Annotated in this window: 20 protein-coding genes; 5 read left to right on the top strand and 15 right to left on the bottom strand. The window is 37.5% G+C overall.

The genetic code is table 11. From position 1 onward, the window contains the following. Window positions 1–270: 270 nt before the first annotated feature. Genes OMU_RS20085 through OMU_RS20105 form a run of 5 tightly spaced genes read right to left on the bottom strand, consistent with a single transcriptional unit; the run spans window position 271 to window position 5,087 of the window. A complete protein-coding gene (locus OMU_RS20085; RefSeq protein WP_016181694.1) occupies window positions 271–1,050 on the bottom strand; it encodes a WxL domain-containing protein in 780 nt (259 codons plus the stop codon). A gap of 18 nt (window positions 1,051–1,068) precedes the next feature. Then, window positions 1,069–1,782, bottom strand: coding sequence for a WxL domain-containing protein (locus tag OMU_RS20090; protein WP_016181695.1), 714 nt, complete (start codon window positions 1,780–1,782; stop codon window positions 1,069–1,071). 59 nt (window positions 1,783–1,841) lie between these two features. Next, the gene (locus tag OMU_RS20095) at window positions 1,842–2,426 is read right to left on the bottom strand and encodes a WxL domain-containing protein (protein WP_016181696.1); all 585 of its coding nucleotides are present in this window, start codon (window positions 2,424–2,426) and stop codon (window positions 1,842–1,844) included. Next, window positions 2,423–2,794, bottom strand: a complete 372-nt coding sequence (locus OMU_RS20100; protein WP_016181697.1) for an EF2685/EF0750 family sortase-dependent surface protein — start codon at window positions 2,792–2,794, stop codon at window positions 2,423–2,425. The genes OMU_RS20095 and OMU_RS20100 overlap by 4 nt, the downstream gene beginning before the upstream one ends. A 16-nt stretch (window positions 2,795–2,810) precedes the next feature. Beyond that, a complete protein-coding gene (locus tag OMU_RS20105) occupies window positions 2,811–5,087 on the bottom strand; it encodes a lectin-like domain-containing protein (RefSeq protein WP_016181698.1) in 2,277 nt (758 codons plus the stop codon). 923 nt (window positions 5,088–6,010) lie between these two features. Here OMU_RS20105 and OMU_RS20110 point away from each other — a divergent pair. Beyond that, entirely contained in the window at window positions 6,011–6,898 is an 888-nt protein-coding gene (locus OMU_RS20110; RefSeq protein ID WP_016181699.1) for a VOC family protein, read from the top strand. A 500-nt stretch (window positions 6,899–7,398) separates the two neighbouring features. On the opposite strand, the gene OMU_RS20115 is transcribed toward OMU_RS20110, so the two are convergent. The 3 genes from OMU_RS20115 to OMU_RS20125 form a co-directional block, all read right to left on the bottom strand. Further along, entirely contained in the window at window positions 7,399–7,863 is a 465-nt protein-coding gene (locus tag OMU_RS20115) for an S-ribosylhomocysteine lyase (RefSeq protein WP_016181700.1), read from the bottom strand. After that, window positions 7,864–8,520, bottom strand: coding sequence for a class I SAM-dependent DNA methyltransferase (locus tag OMU_RS20120; protein WP_016181701.1), 657 nt, complete (start codon window positions 8,518–8,520; stop codon window positions 7,864–7,866). Between the two features lie 199 nt (window positions 8,521–8,719). After that, the gene (locus tag OMU_RS20125; RefSeq protein WP_016181702.1) at window positions 8,720–9,652 is read right to left on the bottom strand and encodes a PLP-dependent cysteine synthase family protein; all 933 of its coding nucleotides are present in this window, start codon (window positions 9,650–9,652) and stop codon (window positions 8,720–8,722) included. A 781-nt stretch (window positions 9,653–10,433) separates the two neighbouring features. Here OMU_RS20125 and OMU_RS20130 point away from each other — a divergent pair. Together OMU_RS20130 and OMU_RS20135 are read left to right on the top strand one after the other, a co-directional pair. Beyond that, window positions 10,434–10,817: a hypothetical protein gene (locus tag OMU_RS20130; RefSeq protein WP_016181703.1), complete on the top strand. Its 384-nt coding sequence runs from the start codon at window positions 10,434–10,436 to the stop codon at window positions 10,815–10,817. A gap of 42 nt (window positions 10,818–10,859) precedes the next feature. Continuing rightward, window positions 10,860–11,498 carry a DUF2922 family protein gene (locus tag OMU_RS20135; RefSeq protein ID WP_016181704.1) on the top strand — a complete coding sequence of 213 codons (639 nt, stop codon included), beginning with the start codon at window positions 10,860–10,862 and terminating at the stop codon, window positions 11,496–11,498. 250 nt (window positions 11,499–11,748) lie between these two features. Here the strand turns inward: OMU_RS20135 and OMU_RS20140 are convergent, their stop codons facing one another. Next, window positions 11,749–12,723: a MerR family transcriptional regulator gene (locus tag OMU_RS20140; RefSeq protein WP_016181705.1), complete on the bottom strand. Its 975-nt coding sequence runs from the start codon at window positions 12,721–12,723 to the stop codon at window positions 11,749–11,751. Between the two features lie 243 nt (window positions 12,724–12,966). On the opposite strand from OMU_RS20140, the gene OMU_RS20145 reads away from it, so the two are divergent. Together OMU_RS20145 and OMU_RS20150 are read left to right on the top strand one after the other, a co-directional pair. Continuing rightward, window positions 12,967–13,509, top strand: a complete 543-nt coding sequence (locus tag OMU_RS20145; RefSeq protein ID WP_016181706.1) for a GNAT family N-acetyltransferase — start codon at window positions 12,967–12,969, stop codon at window positions 13,507–13,509. Window positions 13,510–13,630: 121 nt separating this feature from the next. Next, on the top strand, window positions 13,631–13,963 hold the full coding sequence (locus tag OMU_RS20150) for a hypothetical protein (RefSeq protein WP_016181707.1): 333 nt from the start codon (window positions 13,631–13,633) through the stop codon (window positions 13,961–13,963). A 114-nt stretch (window positions 13,964–14,077) separates the two neighbouring features. Here the strand turns inward: OMU_RS20150 and OMU_RS20155 are convergent, their stop codons facing one another. The 6 genes from OMU_RS20155 to OMU_RS20180 form a co-directional block, all read right to left on the bottom strand. Next, window positions 14,078–14,605 carry a DUF4411 family protein gene (locus OMU_RS20155; protein WP_016181708.1) on the bottom strand — a complete coding sequence of 176 codons (528 nt, stop codon included), beginning with the start codon at window positions 14,603–14,605 and terminating at the stop codon, window positions 14,078–14,080. Continuing rightward, window positions 14,605–15,768, bottom strand: coding sequence for an ImmA/IrrE family metallo-endopeptidase (locus tag OMU_RS20160; protein ID WP_016181709.1), 1,164 nt, complete (start codon window positions 15,766–15,768; stop codon window positions 14,605–14,607). The genes OMU_RS20155 and OMU_RS20160 overlap by 1 nt, the downstream gene beginning before the upstream one ends. Window positions 15,769–16,138: 370 nt before the next feature. Next, complete coding sequence (locus OMU_RS20165; RefSeq protein WP_016181710.1) at window positions 16,139–16,984, bottom strand: hypothetical protein; 846 nt, start codon at window positions 16,982–16,984, stop codon at window positions 16,139–16,141. Between the two features lie 2 nt (window positions 16,985–16,986). Then, window positions 16,987–17,433: a hypothetical protein gene (locus tag OMU_RS20170; RefSeq protein WP_218064666.1), complete on the bottom strand. Its 447-nt coding sequence runs from the start codon at window positions 17,431–17,433 to the stop codon at window positions 16,987–16,989. Between the two features lie 5 nt (window positions 17,434–17,438). Continuing rightward, window positions 17,439–19,364: a hypothetical protein gene (locus OMU_RS20175; RefSeq protein ID WP_016181712.1), complete on the bottom strand. Its 1,926-nt coding sequence runs from the start codon at window positions 19,362–19,364 to the stop codon at window positions 17,439–17,441. 414 nt (window positions 19,365–19,778) lie between these two features. Then, complete coding sequence (locus OMU_RS20180; protein WP_016178086.1) at window positions 19,779–21,029, bottom strand: IS110 family RNA-guided transposase; 1,251 nt, start codon at window positions 21,027–21,029, stop codon at window positions 19,779–19,781. Window positions 21,030–21,196: the final 167 nt, after the last annotated feature.

Below are 21,196 nucleotides of genomic sequence, written 5' to 3' on the forward strand. Positions count from 1 at the left end.
ATTCGTTTTAATGAATTAATTTTTCACGGAAAAATTAGTTCTATTCGAATGCCATATATCATTCAACTAAAGTATTCAGTCCATTTATGAAACATTTTTGCCTAATACTTCTCTAGCTATATCTCCTGCTAAAAGTTGAACTGACTCTAATAAAGATGTGTAAATTTGAATCAAATTCTCTTATTATCGTCGACATACGATTCCACTAACGTATTAAAAATACGTAGTGGAACTCGCAACTGACATCCTTATTCGTTTTAATGACAAGTATTAATCAATCGGGCTGCTTGTTAATGTCCAAACCAAATTTGTCGAATAGTTAACAGCTTCTTTTGGTGTTTTTCCAGGCAGAGAAAGTTCCACCGACTTGATTACAGGTATTTCTTTCACTTTATCTTCTTGATCTTTCTCTTCTACCCATTCGACAGTTCCCCAGCGGTTTACCCATGTACCAATCCCAGCATTTTCGCTCGCCTGCATGACTACATTTGAACGATTATCGCCTTCTAAATAAATTTGAGGATTAAGCACTGGAGCCGGACTATCAGATACACTAGCACTTTCCGGATTTTTCAAAGTGATTCTTGCACCCGTTAACGTGTGATACTTCACTGCCTTCTCCGCATGAAACTGATTGGTTTGTCTAACTAATAATTGCCAGCCAGTATACTCACCTCTCGTATCTGTCACCTGCACATAATTTGGGCTTAAATATTCCGTGTCAACGTAACGTTGCGCTCTAGCGTAATATGTTCGATCTTTATTCGTGATTTCTTGCTCACCAAAGTCTAAGCTGGAAACGAAATCGACTGACAGCGGCCCGGGCGTTCCTGGCTTTGGACCATTGGGATTAGTTGGATCAATTGGACGTATCGGCTTATTCGGGTCGGGATCATTTGGATCAACGGGTGGTGTAATTTCATTCCCTGATGTAAAGCCTACATCACCCTCACTTGGATAAAATTGTTCTTGCGCATGTGCAGCTGTTTGAATTGAGGCAAAAATCGATAAACTTGCTGCGGTAATGATAAACTTTGTTACTGCTCTCATATTTTGCCTCCTATTAAATTAAGGTTTTGCCACTAATTTCCAAGTTAGGCTAGTCGTGTATTTCCCAACTTCTGCATTGGCAGTCCCTGGTACTGTTAATCTAACCGCATCGGCTGCATCCGTTGCATTTTCGCCAAAATGGAAAGCCCAAGTTCCTTTACCTTGTCCTGCAGCGGCAGAGGCAATACTATGCTCGTCACCAGGATTTAGATCTACTTTAGTGGAAGTTGTAGGAGCAGCAGATCCGCTGATACTTTTAGCTTTGATCTTATTCAACGTCATAGCTGCACCTGTTAAATCAGTCGTTCCTTTTTTAAATTGTGATTCTTGTTTAACGGTTAAGTCCCAACCTGTATAAAGACCAGTTTTATCCGTTACTTGCACATAGTTAGGGCCATCAGCAGGGGTTCCATTTTTGTACTTTTGCAATGCGGCATTATAAGTATGTGTTTGAGTTGAGATTTTTTGTGTACCAAAGTCAAAGCTTGATGCATAGTCAATTGACAATGGTCCAGGGGTACCAGGCTCTGGGCCATTTGGATCAGTTGGATCAACTGGATCAACCGGCTTGTTTGGATCTGGATCAACTGGATCAACTGGGGGAGTTGGAGTATCGTCCTTTTCAAAATTCACGACACCATTCGATGAATACGTAGCTGCATCCACTGATAGACTGCCTAATACAGCTGAGCTTAATAAAAGTCCTGTTAATAAAATTGTAATTTTTTTCATGTTTTCCTCCTGAGATTATAAAAATTTTTTATGTTTATATGACTAACTTCGCTCCTTAATTAAGGCGCTGTAGGAGCTTGCTCCAATGTCCAAGTCATGGTTGTTTGGTACGTTGTTTTTTCAGCTAAGGCTGTTTTTGGCACATGTAAATTTGCATTATGATTAAAGGTCCATTGACCTCTTCCTTCATTTTTAGCAGCTTGCACGATTATTTGATCTTGATTGAAATTCGCAAATTTGATTGTTGGATTGATTTTAGAAGGTGCTGTCACACCTGTTACTCCAACTGGGGTTCCTACGTCAGTCAATGATAAAGTTGCCCCTGACAAATCTTTCCCATTTCCCCCATTTCCTTTAAATTGGGCATTTTGCTTAACTGACAAACTCCAGCCTGAATAAATACCCGTTAGGTCTACGACTGAAAATGTATGTCCAGTGCTCTTATAATCTTGATCAGTCAAACTAATTGATTTTTGCCCAAAATCTAACTTGGATACATGATCAATGTAAAGATCATCTCCATTAGATCCGGCTCCTTGAATAAATTCGATTTTTCCAGTTGCTTCTTCAGCATTTGCTGAAATAGCACCTGTAGAGATAGACCCTAAGATTAGTGCCAATACCAATAATTTTGTTTTCTTCATGCTTGCACTCCTTTTTTTCGTTCTTTTACTATCATGCATCCGATCATTCCTAAAATCAGTGTGCCGAAAATTTTAGCTCTTACATAGCTAGAATCCCCTAATTGTGGAATAGTATCGGGTAAAGAAGACGTGCTTGCTCCACGATCAACATAGTCGTTCCCATTACCAGATGTCCCTGGTAATTCTTTTTTGTCTTTCGGATTAGCTGATTCTTCCTCAAACTTATATTCTCCATATAACGTTACACTGCCATTACTGCTATATTCTTGTTTTTCTTCTGCATAAGCACCTAGGCTTGTTGAATGAAAGAAAAAAGAAATCATTAAGCAACTGATCAATAGCCATTTAGGTTTTTTCTTAACTTGCATCTCTCAAACCTCCAGTCTATGGTGCTAAAGCATACGTCCAGGTTAGCTCACCTGTATAGACGCCTTTGTATTGCTTACTAAACGGTATTTTCATCATCAAGCCCTTAGTGTCTGTCCAACTGCTGCTGATATTCAAAATAGTATCAGTCGTAAATGTATCCGATTCAACAACTGAAGCATTTTGATTAATTTGAGCATCCGAATAGTACAACGTATCTGCTAGTGATTTACGATCACCGTCCCCTTCTAATTGAATCGGTTTGCTTTGAGCTAAAGAAAGCGTCCATTTTGATTTTTGATAACGCGTATCCTTAATACTCAAATCAGTTTGTGTACTGCCATCTGCTTCGTATCCTTTAGGTTTTGTCGCATTGATTTCTTTTTGCTGAATGGGGTATGAGCCAAAGTTAAAAATCTTTGGAACCGTCATTTTAAATTCACCCTTTGGCTTATACAAGAGCGTAAATTCTGCACCAGCTGAGGTCATTTCATGTTCGGTTTCATCTGAATCGCCACCCTCAAGTCCCGTATAAACATAGTCTTGATAATCGGATGTCGCTTTTTTGTAATCGATCAAACGAAATTTTTTCCCAATTGGCATTGAGATTGTTTCCGTCTCAACACTTTTAGAGTCAGCTTTCTTATGATGAAGGACTAGATTTGCAGCAGGCGGATCCTCTACTGTTACCGAGACATTATTTGACGTGTAATCTACCTCTAAGGCATCGGGATTGGTCAGATGAAAATTCGTGTTCAATGACTTCCCGATTGCTGCGCCCTCGCTTACCTTCGCATTGAAGGCAATCACATACTCCTTCAGCAGATCGTTGCTCGTGTTTTCCAGATTCAAATTAGGAAATTTAAGCTTTTGACCACTAATTTCGTAAAGCGTTTCAGGAATCTCAGTACCATTCAATCTCAGATTCAACTTGTCATCAAAATCGAGACCATATGGTAAAGTCGTTTCAATGGTGACATTCTTAGAACCAAAGGAATTTTTCTTGATTTTAATGGAATCCTTGATTTCTAACTTATCCCCACGCTGCGCAGTCACATCCGTACCAACAGATGAATTTTGCGTGACATTTTGAATTGTTGCTTCTTGACTTTTGATTGCTGTTGGCATTTCGCGGATCATCAAGGCATTGGTTTGTGCCAACGACCCTGTTGAACCAGTAAAGCCGAAGTAAACTTCCTTCGAACCACCAAATGTCGATAGCATTTCTTGTTCATCCTTGAAGGTGTAGCTGATTGGCGGAATGCCGTCATCTACATCATTTTCTTCACGGATCATTAACGTACGACTAGCCGCATGCCAAGCAACCACCATTGAACGCCAGCCTGGAAGGAGCCTATTATCGTAATACGTCCCACCAAATGACAGCCAAAAATTAGAATTCGTTACTGCGAGATGCCCCTTGGGTGTTGTTTCAGCAGGTTTGACAACTCCGATATGTCCATATCGACGATCAGTAGCTGAAAGGCCGGAATCCTGGTCATCGTTATAAAACGTATCGTACTCAACTGAGATGGCATTGCGAACATAATTTCTTCCCGCACTACCGACGCCATAAGCACCTAACGCCTTCCCGCCAGAACCGATCACGCTTGTTTCATCAGCAGTTCCAATTCGCGGATCATTTGTAAAAGTGAAGGTCATCCCATCACCTGTTCCCATTTCACTAGAAGGGCTTGTAGTTTTTCTTTTCTTTAAGCCTAAGTAAATATCAAATCGAAAGGCAAAATCATACGACAGATCGATTTTATTCTTGGACCAGACAGCACCCAGCTGACTTTTCTGATCCTTCGTAATCGTCAGCACCTTACCATTCTCATATACCTGCGGCGGCAGTCCTGAACTTGAGATACCTGGTCGAAAAACATTCGAAATGTTTACACCGCTTTCGTATCCATTCGGATTGTGATAATCTCCAAGCTCTCCCCAACTAGGGTGAACATTTGAAGGATTATCCGCTGTGCCTACCAAAAAGGGCCTAACTAGCGTCCTTTTATTCTTTGCCGGACCATAACTACTAGTCACAGTCTCCTCTTTCTCAGAAGTAGGTAACTCTTCCGATTCCGATGTACGAACAATTTCAGCGTCTTCGTCACTTTTATCGCTTTCTTTAACGGATTCCTTCGGTTCTTCTGGATCTTCTGACGATTCTGAACTACTTTCATTACTAGAGCTTTCAATGATTCGCTCAGAAGTTTCCGCACTGACAAGCGAAACTTGGGATAGGGCAATGAAAGTTAGGATGAAAAATACTGTAAGCTTTCTCAGTCTCTGCATTTGCATCCTCCTCTCTTTATAAAATAACTGTTCTCTTTTATATCCTTAGACCTCCTTTCTGTAATGACAATAACAGAAATTGATTTCTTCATTTTTCTTTTTTTTTTTTGTAAATTAAAAAAAAAACAAAGGAAGGTCTTTTTAAATCAACTTATTTCGAAATAAAATTTAAGAAATATGTTTATAGACATACATATAACCGCTTACATAAGATATCATAATATTGCTTTTAAAAATTAATAATAACATTTTCCGCTTTGTAAAACATGTTAATATCATGGTAATTAAGCAGAATTATGCCCTATTTTCTAATCATTTAATCATTTATAAAAAGAACAAATCCAAAAATATACTTATTAGAAATTTGTTTCCCTATACATGAATTATCTATATGTATAATTCGTCAAATATATTATTAATAAAAGGGTTAGGACTTTTTCCAAAAAGTTTGCTTCAAGTTGGAAAAACAATTATGTTTCAACTTTGCTATAGAACACCTCTAATTTACAGAAAATATAAACAATTATTTTTTGTATATTATTTTATTTATTTTCGTTATGATTTTATTGCTTAGCTATTCCCCATCCTTAAGAAAAAAGAAAAGGAATTTTCTATATATCAAGCATTAACTATAGATTAAATTACAGAGCAACTTTAGGTGTAAATCTGAACTTACTTCTTGTTATTAACAAAATAAGAAAACATCCTTTTAAGGGATATAAGAATCAAAAAGGAACTCTAAGAATAACTAATAGAAACACGAGAAGAACAAATACTTCCTACAAAAAAAGAAAACGTTTACTGAAAATGACGGCTGCCATTATTTTTATCCATCACTAATTACTCTACCGAGCCGCTTGACTTGCTCATTTTTCACCTTTCTTTTAAACTTATCAAAAGTAAGCAAAAAAGAAGGGGATTTTATGCCAGCATTTCATCATATTTCATTATTAACCAAAGACAGTCATGAAAATGTCCATTTTTATACAGAAATTCTAGGGATGCGCTTTGTTAAAAATACAGTCAATCAAGATAATCATCGGATGCTTCATTACTACTACGGCGATTATCAAGGAGCGCCCGGCAGTGTCGTAACCTTTTTTATTATCCCTAGCCTAGGACATCGCTACGAAAATCAAAACTTCATTTCCACAATAGGTCTGAAGCTTCCGCAAACTAGCATGGCTTATTGGCAAGAACGGTTGAACAAATATTCTATCGACTATTCTGTAAATGATCGCCAAATTCACTTTTTTGACCCCGATCAGGTAGAAATCATCTTAACTGAGACGGATTTACCGCCATTGGCGATGGATCATCAAGTCAACAATGACGTTCCAGCAGATAAACAAATCATAGGATTGCATTCTAGTCAGCTCCACGTTAGCGATCCTCAAGCGACTAGTGCTTTTTTCGAGACGTTTCTTGGGTGGGCAACAGTTAATCAGCGAATTCAATTGAACGCGACGGATTTTCTCGAAATCTTGCCTACTGAAGCTAACAAGCCTAGTCACATGGGACGAGGCAGTGCAGATCATATCGCTTTTGCGGTTGTTGATGATACCGCCTTAAATGAGTTGTATCAACGAGCAGAAAAACAAGGCTGGCAGATCGAAAAGCTAGTTTCCCGTGGTTACTTTAAAAGCCTTTACATTCGTGAGCCTGGCGGAAATCGTATAGAGTTTGCGACTTTGACCCCTGGTTTTACACTTGATGAGCCACTGGAAAAATTAGGAGAAAGTCTAGCTTTACCACCATTTTTAGCGAAACAGCGTGATGAAATTGAAGCCAATATTTATCCAGAAAGATGATCAGAAGAAGCGTGAATCACGAATTTCCGTTGATTTCACGCTCTTTTTCCTATTTTTACCTAAAATGGAAAGGCTGTTCTGCTAGACCATCCTGTCAGGCTCCCTCTAGATAGGATTTACTTCAATAGTTATTCATTCCTGTAGCTTGATAATCTTCTGCTCATAATTTGATCTTATTATTTGATAAATATTCGTTTCAAAAAATCGATTTAATCACATCCGTTATTATTCTAGCCGTAAACATTAACGCCAGCAACGCGCTATATCACGAGCTTTTTTATAGAAAACGGCTATTTATAAGACTTTAAGTCAGTAAATACACAAAATCCCAAATTTTTAATAAAAATGAAAAATTTTGTTTAAAAAAAGAATTACTAGCCTCTCAAACTTTTAAAAATAACGATTATTATCCAAAGAACAGATAACGGACAACACAAATAGCTATGATACATCAAAAAAAAGACCAACTCATTCATGAGTCAGTCTCCAATTAAAAACACTTATTCATTCATAAAAATGACAGACCATTCCCCACGCTTACTTAAAAATTCTTTCGCTAAGTCCTGTGCACCTTCCAACGTATGGTTCGCTGCCCAGCCGCATTGCACTGGATTGCTTGCGGGAACTTCGGTAGCCGTTAACACGTCTTGCATTGTCAACGCTACTACGTCCATGATTTCATCGATATTGTCGTGATTCAAAACGGTTAAATAAAAACCTGTTTGGCAGCCCATTGGCGACCAGTCCACGATGTAATCTGCGTGGTTACGAATTAGCTCTGCCGTTAAATGCTCTAACGAATGTAGCGCCGCCATATCCATATAGGCTTGATTTGGCTGTTTTAGGCGGACATCGTATTTGACGATCAAATCACCATTCGCTCCGGTCTTCTTATCTGCCACCCGAATATAGGGCGCCTTTACCTTTGTGTGATCCAAATTGAAGCTCTCAACATTCATTTTCATTTATTCTGCCTCCATTATTTTTTCTGCGATAACTAACCAAACAAAGCGATTCATTTGTTTATACCTTGTTTGGAAGCCATTCATTCGGAATAGTTCTTCCAGCTCACTCATTAAGGAATAGTATTCCCGTTCGAGATCAGCTGCTAAGTTGGCTCGTCCTGCTGCTTTTTCTACTTCCAAGATTTCCGTATACGTCTTCTGCGATAGGAACATCGTATCTCCAAAAACGATCTTTCCGCCAGTAGTTAATAGCTGACTGTAGCGTTGGATCGCTCGCGCCTTTTCCTCTGTGGTCAAATGGTGAAAGACCAGATTTGAAGCGATCGTATCTATTGGTTCATTGGGTACAGGGAATTTTTCCATATCGCCAGCGAAAAAGGTGGTCTCGTGTAACGCTGGTTTTTCCGCTGCGATATTTCGCATTTCCGGTGATGGCTCGACTGGATAAACGGTCTTGCCAGCAACGACTAGTTTTTCGGTTAAATTGCCTGTTCCACTACCGAACTCTAATACTACCTCCCCCGAAGCAGCATTGATTTCATCCAGTATCTGCCAGTAATTAGCGAAAACTTCCTGATATTCAGGATTTCCGCCATTCACCTCATCGTCGTAGACCACTGCCCACTCCTCAAAGATCGGCATAAACTCCAATCCCATGTTGTTAACCTCTCTCTATTTTTATTTCTATCACTCACTTTTTAGGCTCTATCAGTCACACCTCCAAAGCCCTTTTGCTTTTCCTTTCTGTCATGTAATACTCCTGCGCCAGCAGCAAGTTTCCTTTCTGTTGTTTTCACGCATTTTTTTGCCAACTCATAATAGCCATAACTTGGCAAATTAGACTACTGGATAATCCTTAATAAGCTTCTCTCAAATAAATCTCCTTTGATAGATAACGATCTCCTGCATCGGGAAAAATCGTCACCACTTGACTTCCCGCAGGCAAGCTAGCAACCTCTGCCAAGGCCCCTACCATCGCGGCTCCCGATGAGCTGCCAATCAAAATTCCATGCTCCTTCGCTAGCTTTCGGGTCATCGCAAAGCCTTCGTCATCACTAATCGTAGCAAAGCAGCTGATCGGTAACTCGTTTAGAAATGTCGGAATAAACTCAACACCGATCCCTTCAATCTCATGCCCATGACTATCTCCACCGTTCAGGATCGAGCCTTCAGGTTCCACACCAATCAAGCGAATCGCGGAATTTCGTTCTAATAGATACCGCGCCACCCCGCTAAAGGTCCCGCCACTACCGATTCCTGCTACAAAGCTGGTGATACCTTCTCCAAGATCCTCAACCAATTCCGGTGCCAACGAGCGATAATACGCTTCTGGATTGGCGGGATTTTCAAACTGTAAGGGTAGATAACTGTCAGCAAGTTCCTCATGCAGTCTTTTCGCTTCTTCGATCGCACCACTGATCCCTTCAGCAATTGGCGTATGGACAATTTCCGCTCCTAAAGCTCGCATCAACGCTTGCTTCTCCAAACTGAACTTTTCTGGAACTACAAAAATCGTCGGTAAGCCCGCCTCCAACGCTGCAAGGGCCACGCCAATCCCCGTATTCCCAGCGGTCGGTTCAATAATAGTCGTCCCTTCTTTGATCCTGCCCTGTTTGAAGCCTTCTTCAATTAGATAAACACCTAGCCGATCTTTGATGCTTCCCCCTGGATTCAAATATTCCAGCTTCGCATAAATCGCTGAACCTTCGGGAATTTCTTCAAATTGATGGTGAGTGAATCGCAGCAGCGGAGTATGTCCGATTGCCGCTTGGATAGAATTAATAATCATCATTGCTCTCCTCGTATTTATTTTTTTCGCATGTTTGTCGTTCAATTTTAGGTAACAAAAAAAGGCGCCGACTATTAATCAGCACCTTGAGCTTCCACTATATTGCTCCTGTAAATTCCCGTTCAACGGGTATACAGGTAGCCAAAATAATCGAAAATTGGGCAGTTAATAGACATGACAAAACGGTATGCTGCTTTTTAGCACCATACAACAACAGCAAGATTCAGTTGCGAACTGTTTGCTGAATGTCATGACTATACCTCCAAAAATTTTTAGACCATTTAGAATAGTTAAAAAATTACCATAGATAGCGATTACTGTCAAAGGAAAGACTCATGGGGTTTTAATCGAATGAATAGAAATACCTTTTACCTAAACCCTCGACTATACTCATACTCCTTTTCGATCAATCATATCAAGCGACAACTTAGAATTAGCCCCTCAACTTCGAGTGATTCAAACAGTCTTTCAATGTTTCTAAGACCTAAACATTCTAATTGAACAAAAACTTTAATTATACTCTAAATTGAAAATCATTTCAAATCGCAATTTGACACTTACCCCCCCTAAAATAACCATTTTCGGGGTAAAAAAGCCACTTTTCACCCTAAAACGTGTCAAATTGAGGGGGGTAACGGTTATTTTGCGATTCGCATCTTTTTGCTAAATCTCGTATCGTGTAGTTAACAAAAATAATAAGGCTATGCAGGACGCTGCTTCCTTTTCTCAAATAGAAAAACACTGAACGATCATATAACACACCCACGAGGAGGAAACCCTAATGAATGAACAGCTTTTGACATACAATCAAACATTCTCACTAAAACCAGAAACACTAGAAAAACGCATCATGGAGTATTACCAAGAAACACAAAATAGTAGTTTAACCATCAAGTATATCTTAGCCTTACGCGTACGCTTCAAGCTTGGCGCGCAAGAGTTCGCCCACATTCTAGAGGATCTTGTCCGCTACCTGTTTATGAATACCAAAGCCACACGTACGATGAAACGCTTCTTCTATTATTTCAAAGATTACTTCATGGAATCTGAGTGGAAACGACTAACCTTAAGAGTCTTTCCCATAAGAAACTTTGGCAAGAAAGTCGTCTCTGCTGTTCGTTCACTCATTTCGGCTGTCCGTCCAGAAGAAACGACGGAGACCTGAGATAAAACACCCTACGCATAAAAACAAGAAAGGAAGGATTCGATGAGAACCGAAACGACAGATTTAGTTGCATTATTTACGAAGAATAACGGTGGCAAGCACAACTGGCGCTACAAAGGTGTGGACACCAGCTTGCCGGCAGAAGAAATCAAAGAAGCTTGCGAACTATTAACGACACTCGACCTTTTTGAACAAGATGGCGTAAAACTATTTGATTCCGTCTTATCGGCGAAGTTCGTCACCACGATTGAAACCATGATTTTTGATTTAGAGCATGACCACGAAGAAACACAACCTGAAGCAGAAAAAATGAAGGACGCCACCCGTAAAAAGGTTTGCTCTTTTGAAGTCACTGATGAATCTGACAAAGTAAAAGAAACCCTGCCAACCAAGTTGTTGCGACCTAGACCTAGCATCCCTGTCTTAAGCCAAGCACGTGAACGTCAGTATGAACACATTGAAACGGTAGATACCTCGAACTCTATCACGATCAACCATGAGGCCCTTCCGCCAATCAATGACAAGCAAATTATTGGCGATGAAGCAGAGTCAAATATAGAGCAAATTCCTGACACTGAAGTACAGAGCACTAAGGAAGGCAAAGGACTGTTTCGCTGGATTCAAAAAATCAAGAATCGAACTCGAAACAAAGAAGCGCCAGAGAGCACACCACGAGAATAACCCTTCACAATTAAATCCTGTCATTCATGCGTAGGAAGCAAAACAATCCCCCCCTGCGATCACGGTCTCAGGGGGTGTGAAAATATGTTAGAAAGCGACGGTATGTTTGATGAACCTTTTACCTACTACATTTGGAGGAACACTCTTGAATTGTCTATTTAGCAGCTTTTTAGCTATGCTTGGATTCAACGTGTCCCTGATTACTCTCAGCTTGATTGATCTGGACCAGATGACCCGCTACAGGAAGATTCTACAGCCCGTCCTTCAATCTTATCGGAACATAGCGTTGCATTTGGCGATAGCCCAGACCTTTCTCGATGTCCTTTTGGTACGCATTTTCTTCGTCCAAATAAGGCATATTGAACATAAAATTGCGGGCTTTATCCACTTCAAAGTTTGTTCCTTCTACCCACTGAAAAATTTTGTCTTGGACTTTCTGGATGCTCTCATCGTCTTCGTCAATACTGACGGCCATCGCATACAGACCACCTGGAAAATCAATCAGCTCAAGCGGGCTCACATCGGCTTCACTGACGCCTTCTTTAACCGCGCATATCATAGTGGCTTTGTCTTCATTTACCAGCATAAAGTCCAAACAGTCAAAAATAACTGGACGATACAGCGGAAAATGCTGCCACAGCTGAAACATATAGCCGCCTTTTTTGAAGATCTCTTCAAAGGTGCGTTCGCCAGAGGTGACTGCCCTAAAGGATGGAATTCTGATCACCATCACATCGGGAACCTTCTTATCCAATTTATCCGTGATCTCGATCAAACGATTGATATTTGCTGGTTTGCCAATATAGTCTACATTGACAATCTGTGTCTCGATGTCCTTGGCCTTGTTATAGAGCTGCTTGATATCGGCATTATCCGAAAAATTCATTTTTTCTATTTCCTCGATAAAATCAAGCACAATACCTTTCAGTTCATTCAGCAAAGAGACCTCATCGTCAATCGCGTTGACCTTTCTACCTAAAACCTCCAGCACAACATCCGAGCCGGAAGCTTTGAAAATCCGCTGGATGTCCTTTATGCTGATGTTCAATTTGCGTAAAATAAGAATCTGTTCGATCCGTCGAACGGCTTCTTCGTCGTACATCCGATACGTGGACCCCTCGCTGCGAGTACTATTCAGGATACCCATATCTTCATAATAACGCAGCGCACGCGCAGTAATATTGTATTTACTGGATACCTCTCTGATTTTGACTAAATTATTCATCGTTCATCTCCTTTCCTGACTTACTTCATTATGAAGGCTTACCCAAAGGAAGAGTCAAGCTATTTTTGAACTTTTCCTAGGCAATCAAGCAGAAGCTTTACCGTCACTTGTAGTTGTAACCGGTCTCTTTTATAATGGAGCTATCAAAACAAAGGAGGCTCTTGTTTGACTAACTTGTGTTTATTATCGGTGATTTGCTCTTCATTCAGCTAAAAAATCCATTTATATGAGGAGAGCAAAATAATGAAACTAACGATTCGAGAAACAACTAAAGCAGACAACGAAACGATTTATCTCATCGAAAAACACGCCTTTGGAGAAGTAGACGAGGCCGATTTGACTGAGAAGCTATTGGCCGAACCAACCGCTCAGCCGCTTTTATCTCTTTTAGCATTTGATGAGGATAAACCTGTCGGACATATCCTGTTTACGAAAGCAGCACTCACGAATCACGAACAGCTTTTGGTCATGATCTTGGGTCCTTTAGCCGTTATGCCCGATTATCAAAAGCAAGGAATCGGCGGACAATTGATCAAAGAAGGACTGCGCCTGCTGCAGCAAAAGCACGTTGAGTTAGTCTTTGTCTTAGGTCATATCGAGTACTATCCAAAGCATGGCTTCAAGCCCGCGTTGCCACTCGATTTCCAAGCGCCTTATCCAGTAGAAAAAGGCAAAGAAGACGCTTGGATGGTTCAAGCGTTGAAGGCTGATTTTCCGATCGAAGACTACGCCAGAACCGTGCGCTGTTGTGATGAATTTATGCGGCCAGAATATTGGCGAGAATAGACGATCCAAACCCTTATACCAAAAGTGCGGTATAAGGGTTTTTCTTTGCAGATTTAGCCGAAGTTGTATATAACAAAAGAAAGTAAAGCCTCGCAAATAAGCGAGAAAAGGAGTCCCGATCATGTACTCATTAGTTCCCGAAAATATGTATGAAGTCGAACAAAAACTAAATTACTTCAAAGAAAAAGGCGATAAAATCACCGAAGAAGAAGTCATCCAACAAGCCGTACTCGATAATAGCCAGCAAATCCTAGATGGCGATCTAGAAGGTCCCTACTGGAAAGTGAAATGGCAGCCCGAAGATAAAACCCTTGCCATCTTTGATATCATGAACAAACAAGTCGGTACCGTTGATAGTCTGTCGGGATCGTTTATCGATGACTTCCGCACTAGCGCACCAAATGTGATTCGCCATTTGGCGGAGGCGATTCAGAAGATTGTGAATGAGAATTAGACGTTGAAAAGCCGAGCGACTTTGTGACTATCGATGATAGTGCTTGGTCGTTCGGCTTTTTAGTATTTGTAAAAATGATTGTGTTCTTTTTGTACTACTTATATCTAGTTGTAATCAGATGACACATTGAACTTCGCGCATCAAGTCATACAAGTTGATGCACTCGACTCCTAAAGCTGCGCACACATCTGGTATTCGTGGCTCTTTGCTTGTAGGATTTTTAGAATTCAAGTTCAGATTACGCTCTTCCATTGTCACAATTGTGTAGTCATAAGCTTTTGCTAAGGCAATTAACCAAGGATCAGCCTTTTCAAAAGCAGCCCACTCATCATAGCTTTTTTGTTTATAAAAAGGGGATTCAGCTACATAATTCAGTACCGTTGCATACTCGTTCAATACGATACTATCACTATTGGGCAAGATTATTTTCCCCTTGGCTAAGCAATTTTCCTCAACCCAAATCTGTAAATCATCTTTATTCTTTTTGGCGTGACACAGTTCATCTCGAACTTTGTCCACTAGATAAATAGACTGATCATAGGTCTTTTTAAACCATTTCCAAAAAGAAGGAACCAAATCAAATTGATAAAACGTTCGGTAGGGTGATATTAAACTGTTGCTGTCAATTAGATACTTCTTCATTATCGCCCCTCCATATGATTCACCAAATTATCATAAGTTTTACCTTTTGCTCCTAAAAGATCGTAGGCTTCTGTATATAAGATTTTCCCTTCTTTTGCTTTCCTATTTACAGAATGAACAAAATTTAAGTCCAGTCTCGAGCCTTGCGTATTGTAGTAATTTCCACCCGATTTTTTTTCACTTTGTTCTTTAGCAAGTAAATTATCGTGCATTTCTTCCACTAACACGCCCAACAGTTCATCAAATGTCTTCTTGGTAACTAAGTTTTGCTGCTTGATCTTTATACAAACCATTAAAGCACTTACACTAAACTGACTAGAAATACTCTTTACATTAGAATACGCATCTACATCCCTTTTGAACACGCGAATCAGTAATTTTGTTGGTAGCAGCATCTCCGCCGCCACTTCATTACAAAATCTTTCTAGTTTTTCATTTAAGTAAGTCTGGTCACGATAAAAGGAGTCATTATACAATTCATTAACACCCAACCAAACATGAACCAACTCATGACACAAGGAGAATATTCTTCCATTTAAACTATCTTTTGCATTTAGAAAAATCAACGGCGCATAGGCATCAATAAGTACAAACGCTCTAAACTCAGAAATATCTAGCGATCTATGAGGATTATTACCAACAATCCCATTTTGCATAACGAGAATACCTAAGTCACTACTAGCTTTTCTAAGTACATTAAATGTGTCATTACTCTTTCTATTCCAATCACTAGCTAAACCAAGTTGCGCAATAATTTTTTTAGACAATTTCTTGGGATCATCATTCACATTCGCGCTTCCTACAATTTCAAGTGGTAAAAAACCATCTTCTATCAACGTTTCTCTCATAAAGCTCTGCCGTGTTTCCATGAGTTTAATCGTATCAATCAAATCTCTACTTGGTTTATCATGTTCTTCATTATCAATCGTTCGATATTTTAATAAATCGACCTCTTCAACTGGTGGTTTTTTTAGAAAAAAATAGCCGAAAGGGATTCGTAATTCCTTACTTAGCTTATTCAGTTCACTGACACTTAACTCACTTTCAGTAGATACCCACTCATCAATTTTAGAGAATTTTTGAGAAACTTGAACAATACTTTTACCAGAAGATTGTATTGCCCATTGAATAATAGTTGGCTTTACAATAATTCCTTTTGCCATTATTTTCACCTCCATTACAACTCAATCTTACCACAAATGTTTGTAAATAATGTATCTAGAATTTGTATGTATAAAATGACCATCCTATATTGTTTGGAAAAATACTCAGTCGTTCGCTTCAATGAGCTTCAACGTCAACTCAAAATTATTTCAGACAAAGTACTGATCCTAATCCTAAAGTTAAAATAATTATAAGCAGATGAACTGAGCAAAAAATCGTCTACCTACATCCCCTGCCCAAGGCTGACTATTTATGTATCAGCGTGTTGGAGAAAATATTTATATGAAACGATCATAATCAGATCGGTTAACTAGAAAGACTGATTTGAATAAACCTCAGATCAGTCTTTCTGGTAAGTAAAATTGTGGATTATAAATTATAAACAGCTGATTCCATTTCTTCCATACTCAGTTCATTTTTTAAAAACTTATCACGATAAGTTTCATAAAAAGACAAAAGTTTTTCAATTTCTTTATCCGAAAAGAATACCTCTTCATTAAGAGAAACGGCTAATTCATTAACACTATGAACTACATCTCTATAGATTTTTATTTTTAATATTCTAAATTCTAATTCTCTGTGCCATGCATAATATTTATTTTGACCTAGCAACAGATTCAAGAGTCCACGTACATTCCAATTTACGCATTTCGTATACTTTAAAGCATAAAAATCTATTCTTTTCATGTAGTTCTCAATGTCATTATTTTTAACAAATTCACTATAATTAAGAAGTTTCATATCTGATAGTTTAAACAAATTTTTGAACATTCTTCTCAAGTTATATTTAGTTAATCCAAACTTCTTTAAATCAATTTTTTTAACCTTAGTTTTTTTTACTTTGTATATTTTTAATCTTCCTTGATAGTCCTTAGTAATAAAATAAGCATTTTTCATTCCATAAAAAACACCTCTATTATTTATCAAGAAGAGTCTATAAGGGTAACTATCACTTTCTTCTAAATGTACTATTTTCAAATAGGCTTTTCCTTCCATCAACAAAGCAAAAAAAATATTTGATAATTCTTCTTGAAATTGATATTTTTCAAAATGTCTAAAAAAAACGCTATTTTCAATTATTTCACAACCTTTTTTATCTATACTATAAAGGTTTGTAAAATCCTCTATCAGCATATGTCCATAAAAAGAATCTATATACCTCCTTTTTTTCGGGACAAAGAGCTGTGGCTTTTTTATTATAAATTTATTTTCCATAATTACCTGTCTTCCTCCCACTTAGTATGTGAAATATATTTCGACTCATTATCCAAATAATCATTCAACACCTTAACGGCATAGTATTCATAAATCGGATAATTTAATGAGTTAAATGATCTCTTTGTCTTTCCTAAGAACCGTTCCAACATTTTATTATCTGTTTGTAATAATCGTTGCCCAAACATTCCCTCCTCATAAATTAATATGTTACTATCAGCAACATGATTCATAAAGTCCATACTCCATTTAGTGTGCAACAATCCTCTATAACTAGTTGATAGAATACCTAAATCTCTTTGTGCAGTACAAAAACTAACCTGTCTTAAACATTCTTCTATTGTTTTTTGAGGATTGTGCATATTTTCAAGATTATCTTTAACTGCTCTCTCCCAATCACTATTCTGTGAAATATCTCCCCATAAACAAGCGTAACCACAAATCATCATGTATTCTATTTTGGGAGATAGAAACACTGCAACATTATAATTTTTTTATCCGTTATTGAATTCTGTATGTTAAAAAATTGATATTCACTAATTTCTTTGAACTGCCCAATTTCCCTTGTAAATAATTCCACATCATTCTCAAAAATTGAACTTAATGTTTTTTCAGTATAAATATTAAATAGATATCCTATGACGTCTGGAAACTCAACTTTTAAATCGTTAACTTTAGCGTATACTCTTAAAGAGCACTTAAATAAATATTCATCTACTATTTGAAAACGATTTTTATTGTCTTGTTCTTTTTTTACTACAGGCTCTTCACCCAAATCATTACTATAATTGGATAAAATAACGTCCATCTGTTTCTTGCATAAACTCAGATGATTAAATACAACGTATGATTCAAAGAAATATTTATCTTCAAATAATAACTTCCCATATTCAACAACATTATCATAAGTAGCGAGTATGTTTTTTTCTATAAATCTTTTAACATAGAATTCTTTATCTAGTTTAATCAATCCAGTTAGGTATTCTTTAGAAGTTATTTGTCTCTTTTCTATATTCTCTTCTGTCTCTATTCCATTAAATAACTTCCAATATTTTTCATTATTGATAATTTCTGAAAATTTTTCTTTATTTTTAAATTGAAAGTAAATTTCATCAAAGTCAATACTTTCTATGATGATATTACTTTGTGCTATCAAACTACGATATAGAACTAAAAACGTTTCAATTAACTCTAACTTTTGTTCATCATATTCTTTTGCATGTTCTGCAACTATAACAGTATTTAATAAACTATGTATCTTTCGTGTAAACTTTACGATGATCTCAATTTTTTTTAAAGAGTCTGCCTTAGAGACATTTGAATTTAAGACTTGTAAAACCGAAACCAGTGCTTTAGTGTCTTTGTTCGATGTCAGATATCCTATTATGCTCTTTTCAATGTCCAGTATCTCTTCTTCAAACCATTCATCATTTATTTTCATTTCTGGTGAAAGATGGGAGCCGGTTTCTATATAAACGTCTAAGGAGCTTGCGTTGGCTAAATGCCATCTAGGATATACTAAACTCTCTTTAAACCATTTCGAATTATATGGAATAGAATCACAATACTCCCAATATTTAAAAATAACAGCTAATAATCTTATTGAAAAATCTACTGCAGTTTTGTTGATTTTTTCACCGCTATCAATATTGTATTGTGCAATTAAATTTAAATCCATAACGTTTTTGGATGCGATTTTCTTCAAATGGTTTTGTAATGAAACATCACTCATCATTCCTTTATATTTATAATTGAAAAAGCCCATTACTCTATTTAAGTTTTGTATAGGTTCAGAAGCCAAGTTGAAACTTTCCACTAGTCTTAACGATGAATTCCCTAATTCTCTATATGAAACAAGAATCACTAAAGTATATAAGGACAACCATAAAACATAAACTAAACCAATTTTGATTTTTAATACCAATAAAAACAACGTCAATGTGCATGAAAAGAAATAATTGGAAATAGTATTTACTATTTTCGTTGTTAACCTATCTTTTTCAAATAACTCCCTTATTCTTTTTGGTGCATCTGTATATTTAGCAGAATATATACTCATAATGTTTGAGCCGTATAGCCCCAAAAATATACCCGCAATTCCTAGACCTCCAATAATGTAGTTTAGTAAATCAGAACTATTGATTGTTATAACTTCAAATCGTTTCAATAGAAAACGATCTAACATGATAACGCTCCCTACTACTAAAGATACTTTTAGAATCTTTAGCAGTAATTGTCGAGCAACAAACATATCTATTGTTCGATCGACATTTCTATCCTCAATACGCCACGTTATTTTAAATTGATTCTTATTCAAGAAAAAGGAAATTTTTTTCTTTATTAGATCTATCAATAAATATTTTTTCTTATTATTTCCCACAATGTACCTCCTTTAAGGTTTGAGAAATCATCTGTCTAGTCTCAATTAAAACCAAAATAATCACCTATATAATGGGAAGATTTCTAATAATACTGTCTCTGTAACAAGGTACAGTATATCAATTGTAGGTTGTGGTTTACAAAATATTTAACAAATAAGATTTTCTTTGTTTAACCGAGGAATCTTTAGTACGTTCCAAGAACAAATCCTCGCTTTTTAAAGTCGATCGTAGTAGAATCTATTTAACTTATTAAAAGTAAGTAATTTCAAAGAGTACAAAGTCTAATGGTGATAAGTCAAGATGAAATTTGAGATTATTTTTATTGAATAGACTATTTTGAAGCGCACTGAACTAAACCCGACTAAAATCAATTTTTTTCGGGCGTTTCAAGGATTTGCGTCAATAACAAATTGTTATTTATCTATCACGCTCCTTGGTGGCGTGTAGAGTTGATGGTTACGTAGTAGCGTATCCACCAAACGCGTAAATTTTCTTGCGGTTAAGACGAGTGCTCGTTTGTGTTGGTGTTTAGGTACCTCTTTATACTTGCTTTGATAAAAAGCTTTATATTCAGGAAGATAATTTTTTACTGAGTTGGCAGCTTCAACTAAGTAATAACGAAAATATCGATTCCCTTGCTTGGTCAGAGGTGTATTTTGAGACTGATAGTTTCCAGATTGTTTAACTTTCCAACTTAATCCAGCGTACTTCGCCAATTTTGTTTGATCTTCAAATCGTTCGATTTGACCAATTTCAGCGATCAAACCAGCAGCGTAGACTTTTCCAATTCCTGGAATACTGGTTAAACATTGATATTCTGGAATGACTATAACTAATTGTTCAATTGCTTTATCCAGCTCTTTGATATTCTTTTCAAGAGCCCGCATTTCACAAACAAGAACGCCCAGAACAATATCAATAGATTCTTGGGCTACAGTGCCTAAGCGATAGCTTGATCTGATGGCTCGTTGAATAGCCTTGGCAATTTTCTCGGGTTGTTTGAAACGACCTCTTCCTTTTTCTTGGATTAAGTCACTGAAAGCTTCCAAAGGAAGCTCAGCCAGTTCATCTAACGTGAAGTCTTCTGTCATTAGAGAAATCACTGTAGCACTAAAAAGACTAGTAGATTCGTCTTTCATTTCACGAACAAGTGTGTTGCATTTGTACGTTAGATTTTCAAGAAAGTGTTGCTTTGTACGAGTTAGTTGCTTAATTAATTGATAACGAGTTCGGGTCAGACGCTGTAACGCCATGTATTTTTCTTCTTTAATAGGAGACGTGGTAAAACGTTGAATGCGTAGAAAGTCAGCAATTCTTAGCGCGTCATTACGATCTGTTTTGTCTTCATCAAACATGCGTCTAAATTGTTTAATTCGAAAAGGATTTTCGATAGTTACAAGCGTATTGAGCTTTTTTAGTTCCTCGTCTTCATGAAAAAACATTGAAGGATGGAAACTGTACATGGACGTTGATTCCATGCCAATTATAATTTGATCAAATAGGTAATTCTCATTGAACTCAAGAATCATTTCTCGTGTTAATGAAGCACCTTCAATGTCATTGGAGACTGAGATTTCAGACAATGTAGACAACTGATCGTCGTCAGTTAGGAAACAGACATCTAACTTTTCAGAACTAACGTCAATACCGACAAATAATTTCATGGAAGAAGGACCTCCTTTCGATCTAAATTTTGGAAAATGCTTCGATACTGTGGGATTTCCCAGAAGCTCACTGTGTAACCACAACCTCGCCTAATAGAATACGGTGATAAAAGAGCTAGAAGCTGCCTTCCAAACTACTATCTGAAAGTCTAGTCCATTATCGAAAC

It is taken from the genome of Enterococcus avium ATCC 14025 (genome assembly GCF_000406965.1).
Taxonomy (GTDB): domain Bacteria; phylum Bacillota; class Bacilli; order Lactobacillales; family Enterococcaceae; genus Enterococcus_A; species Enterococcus_A avium.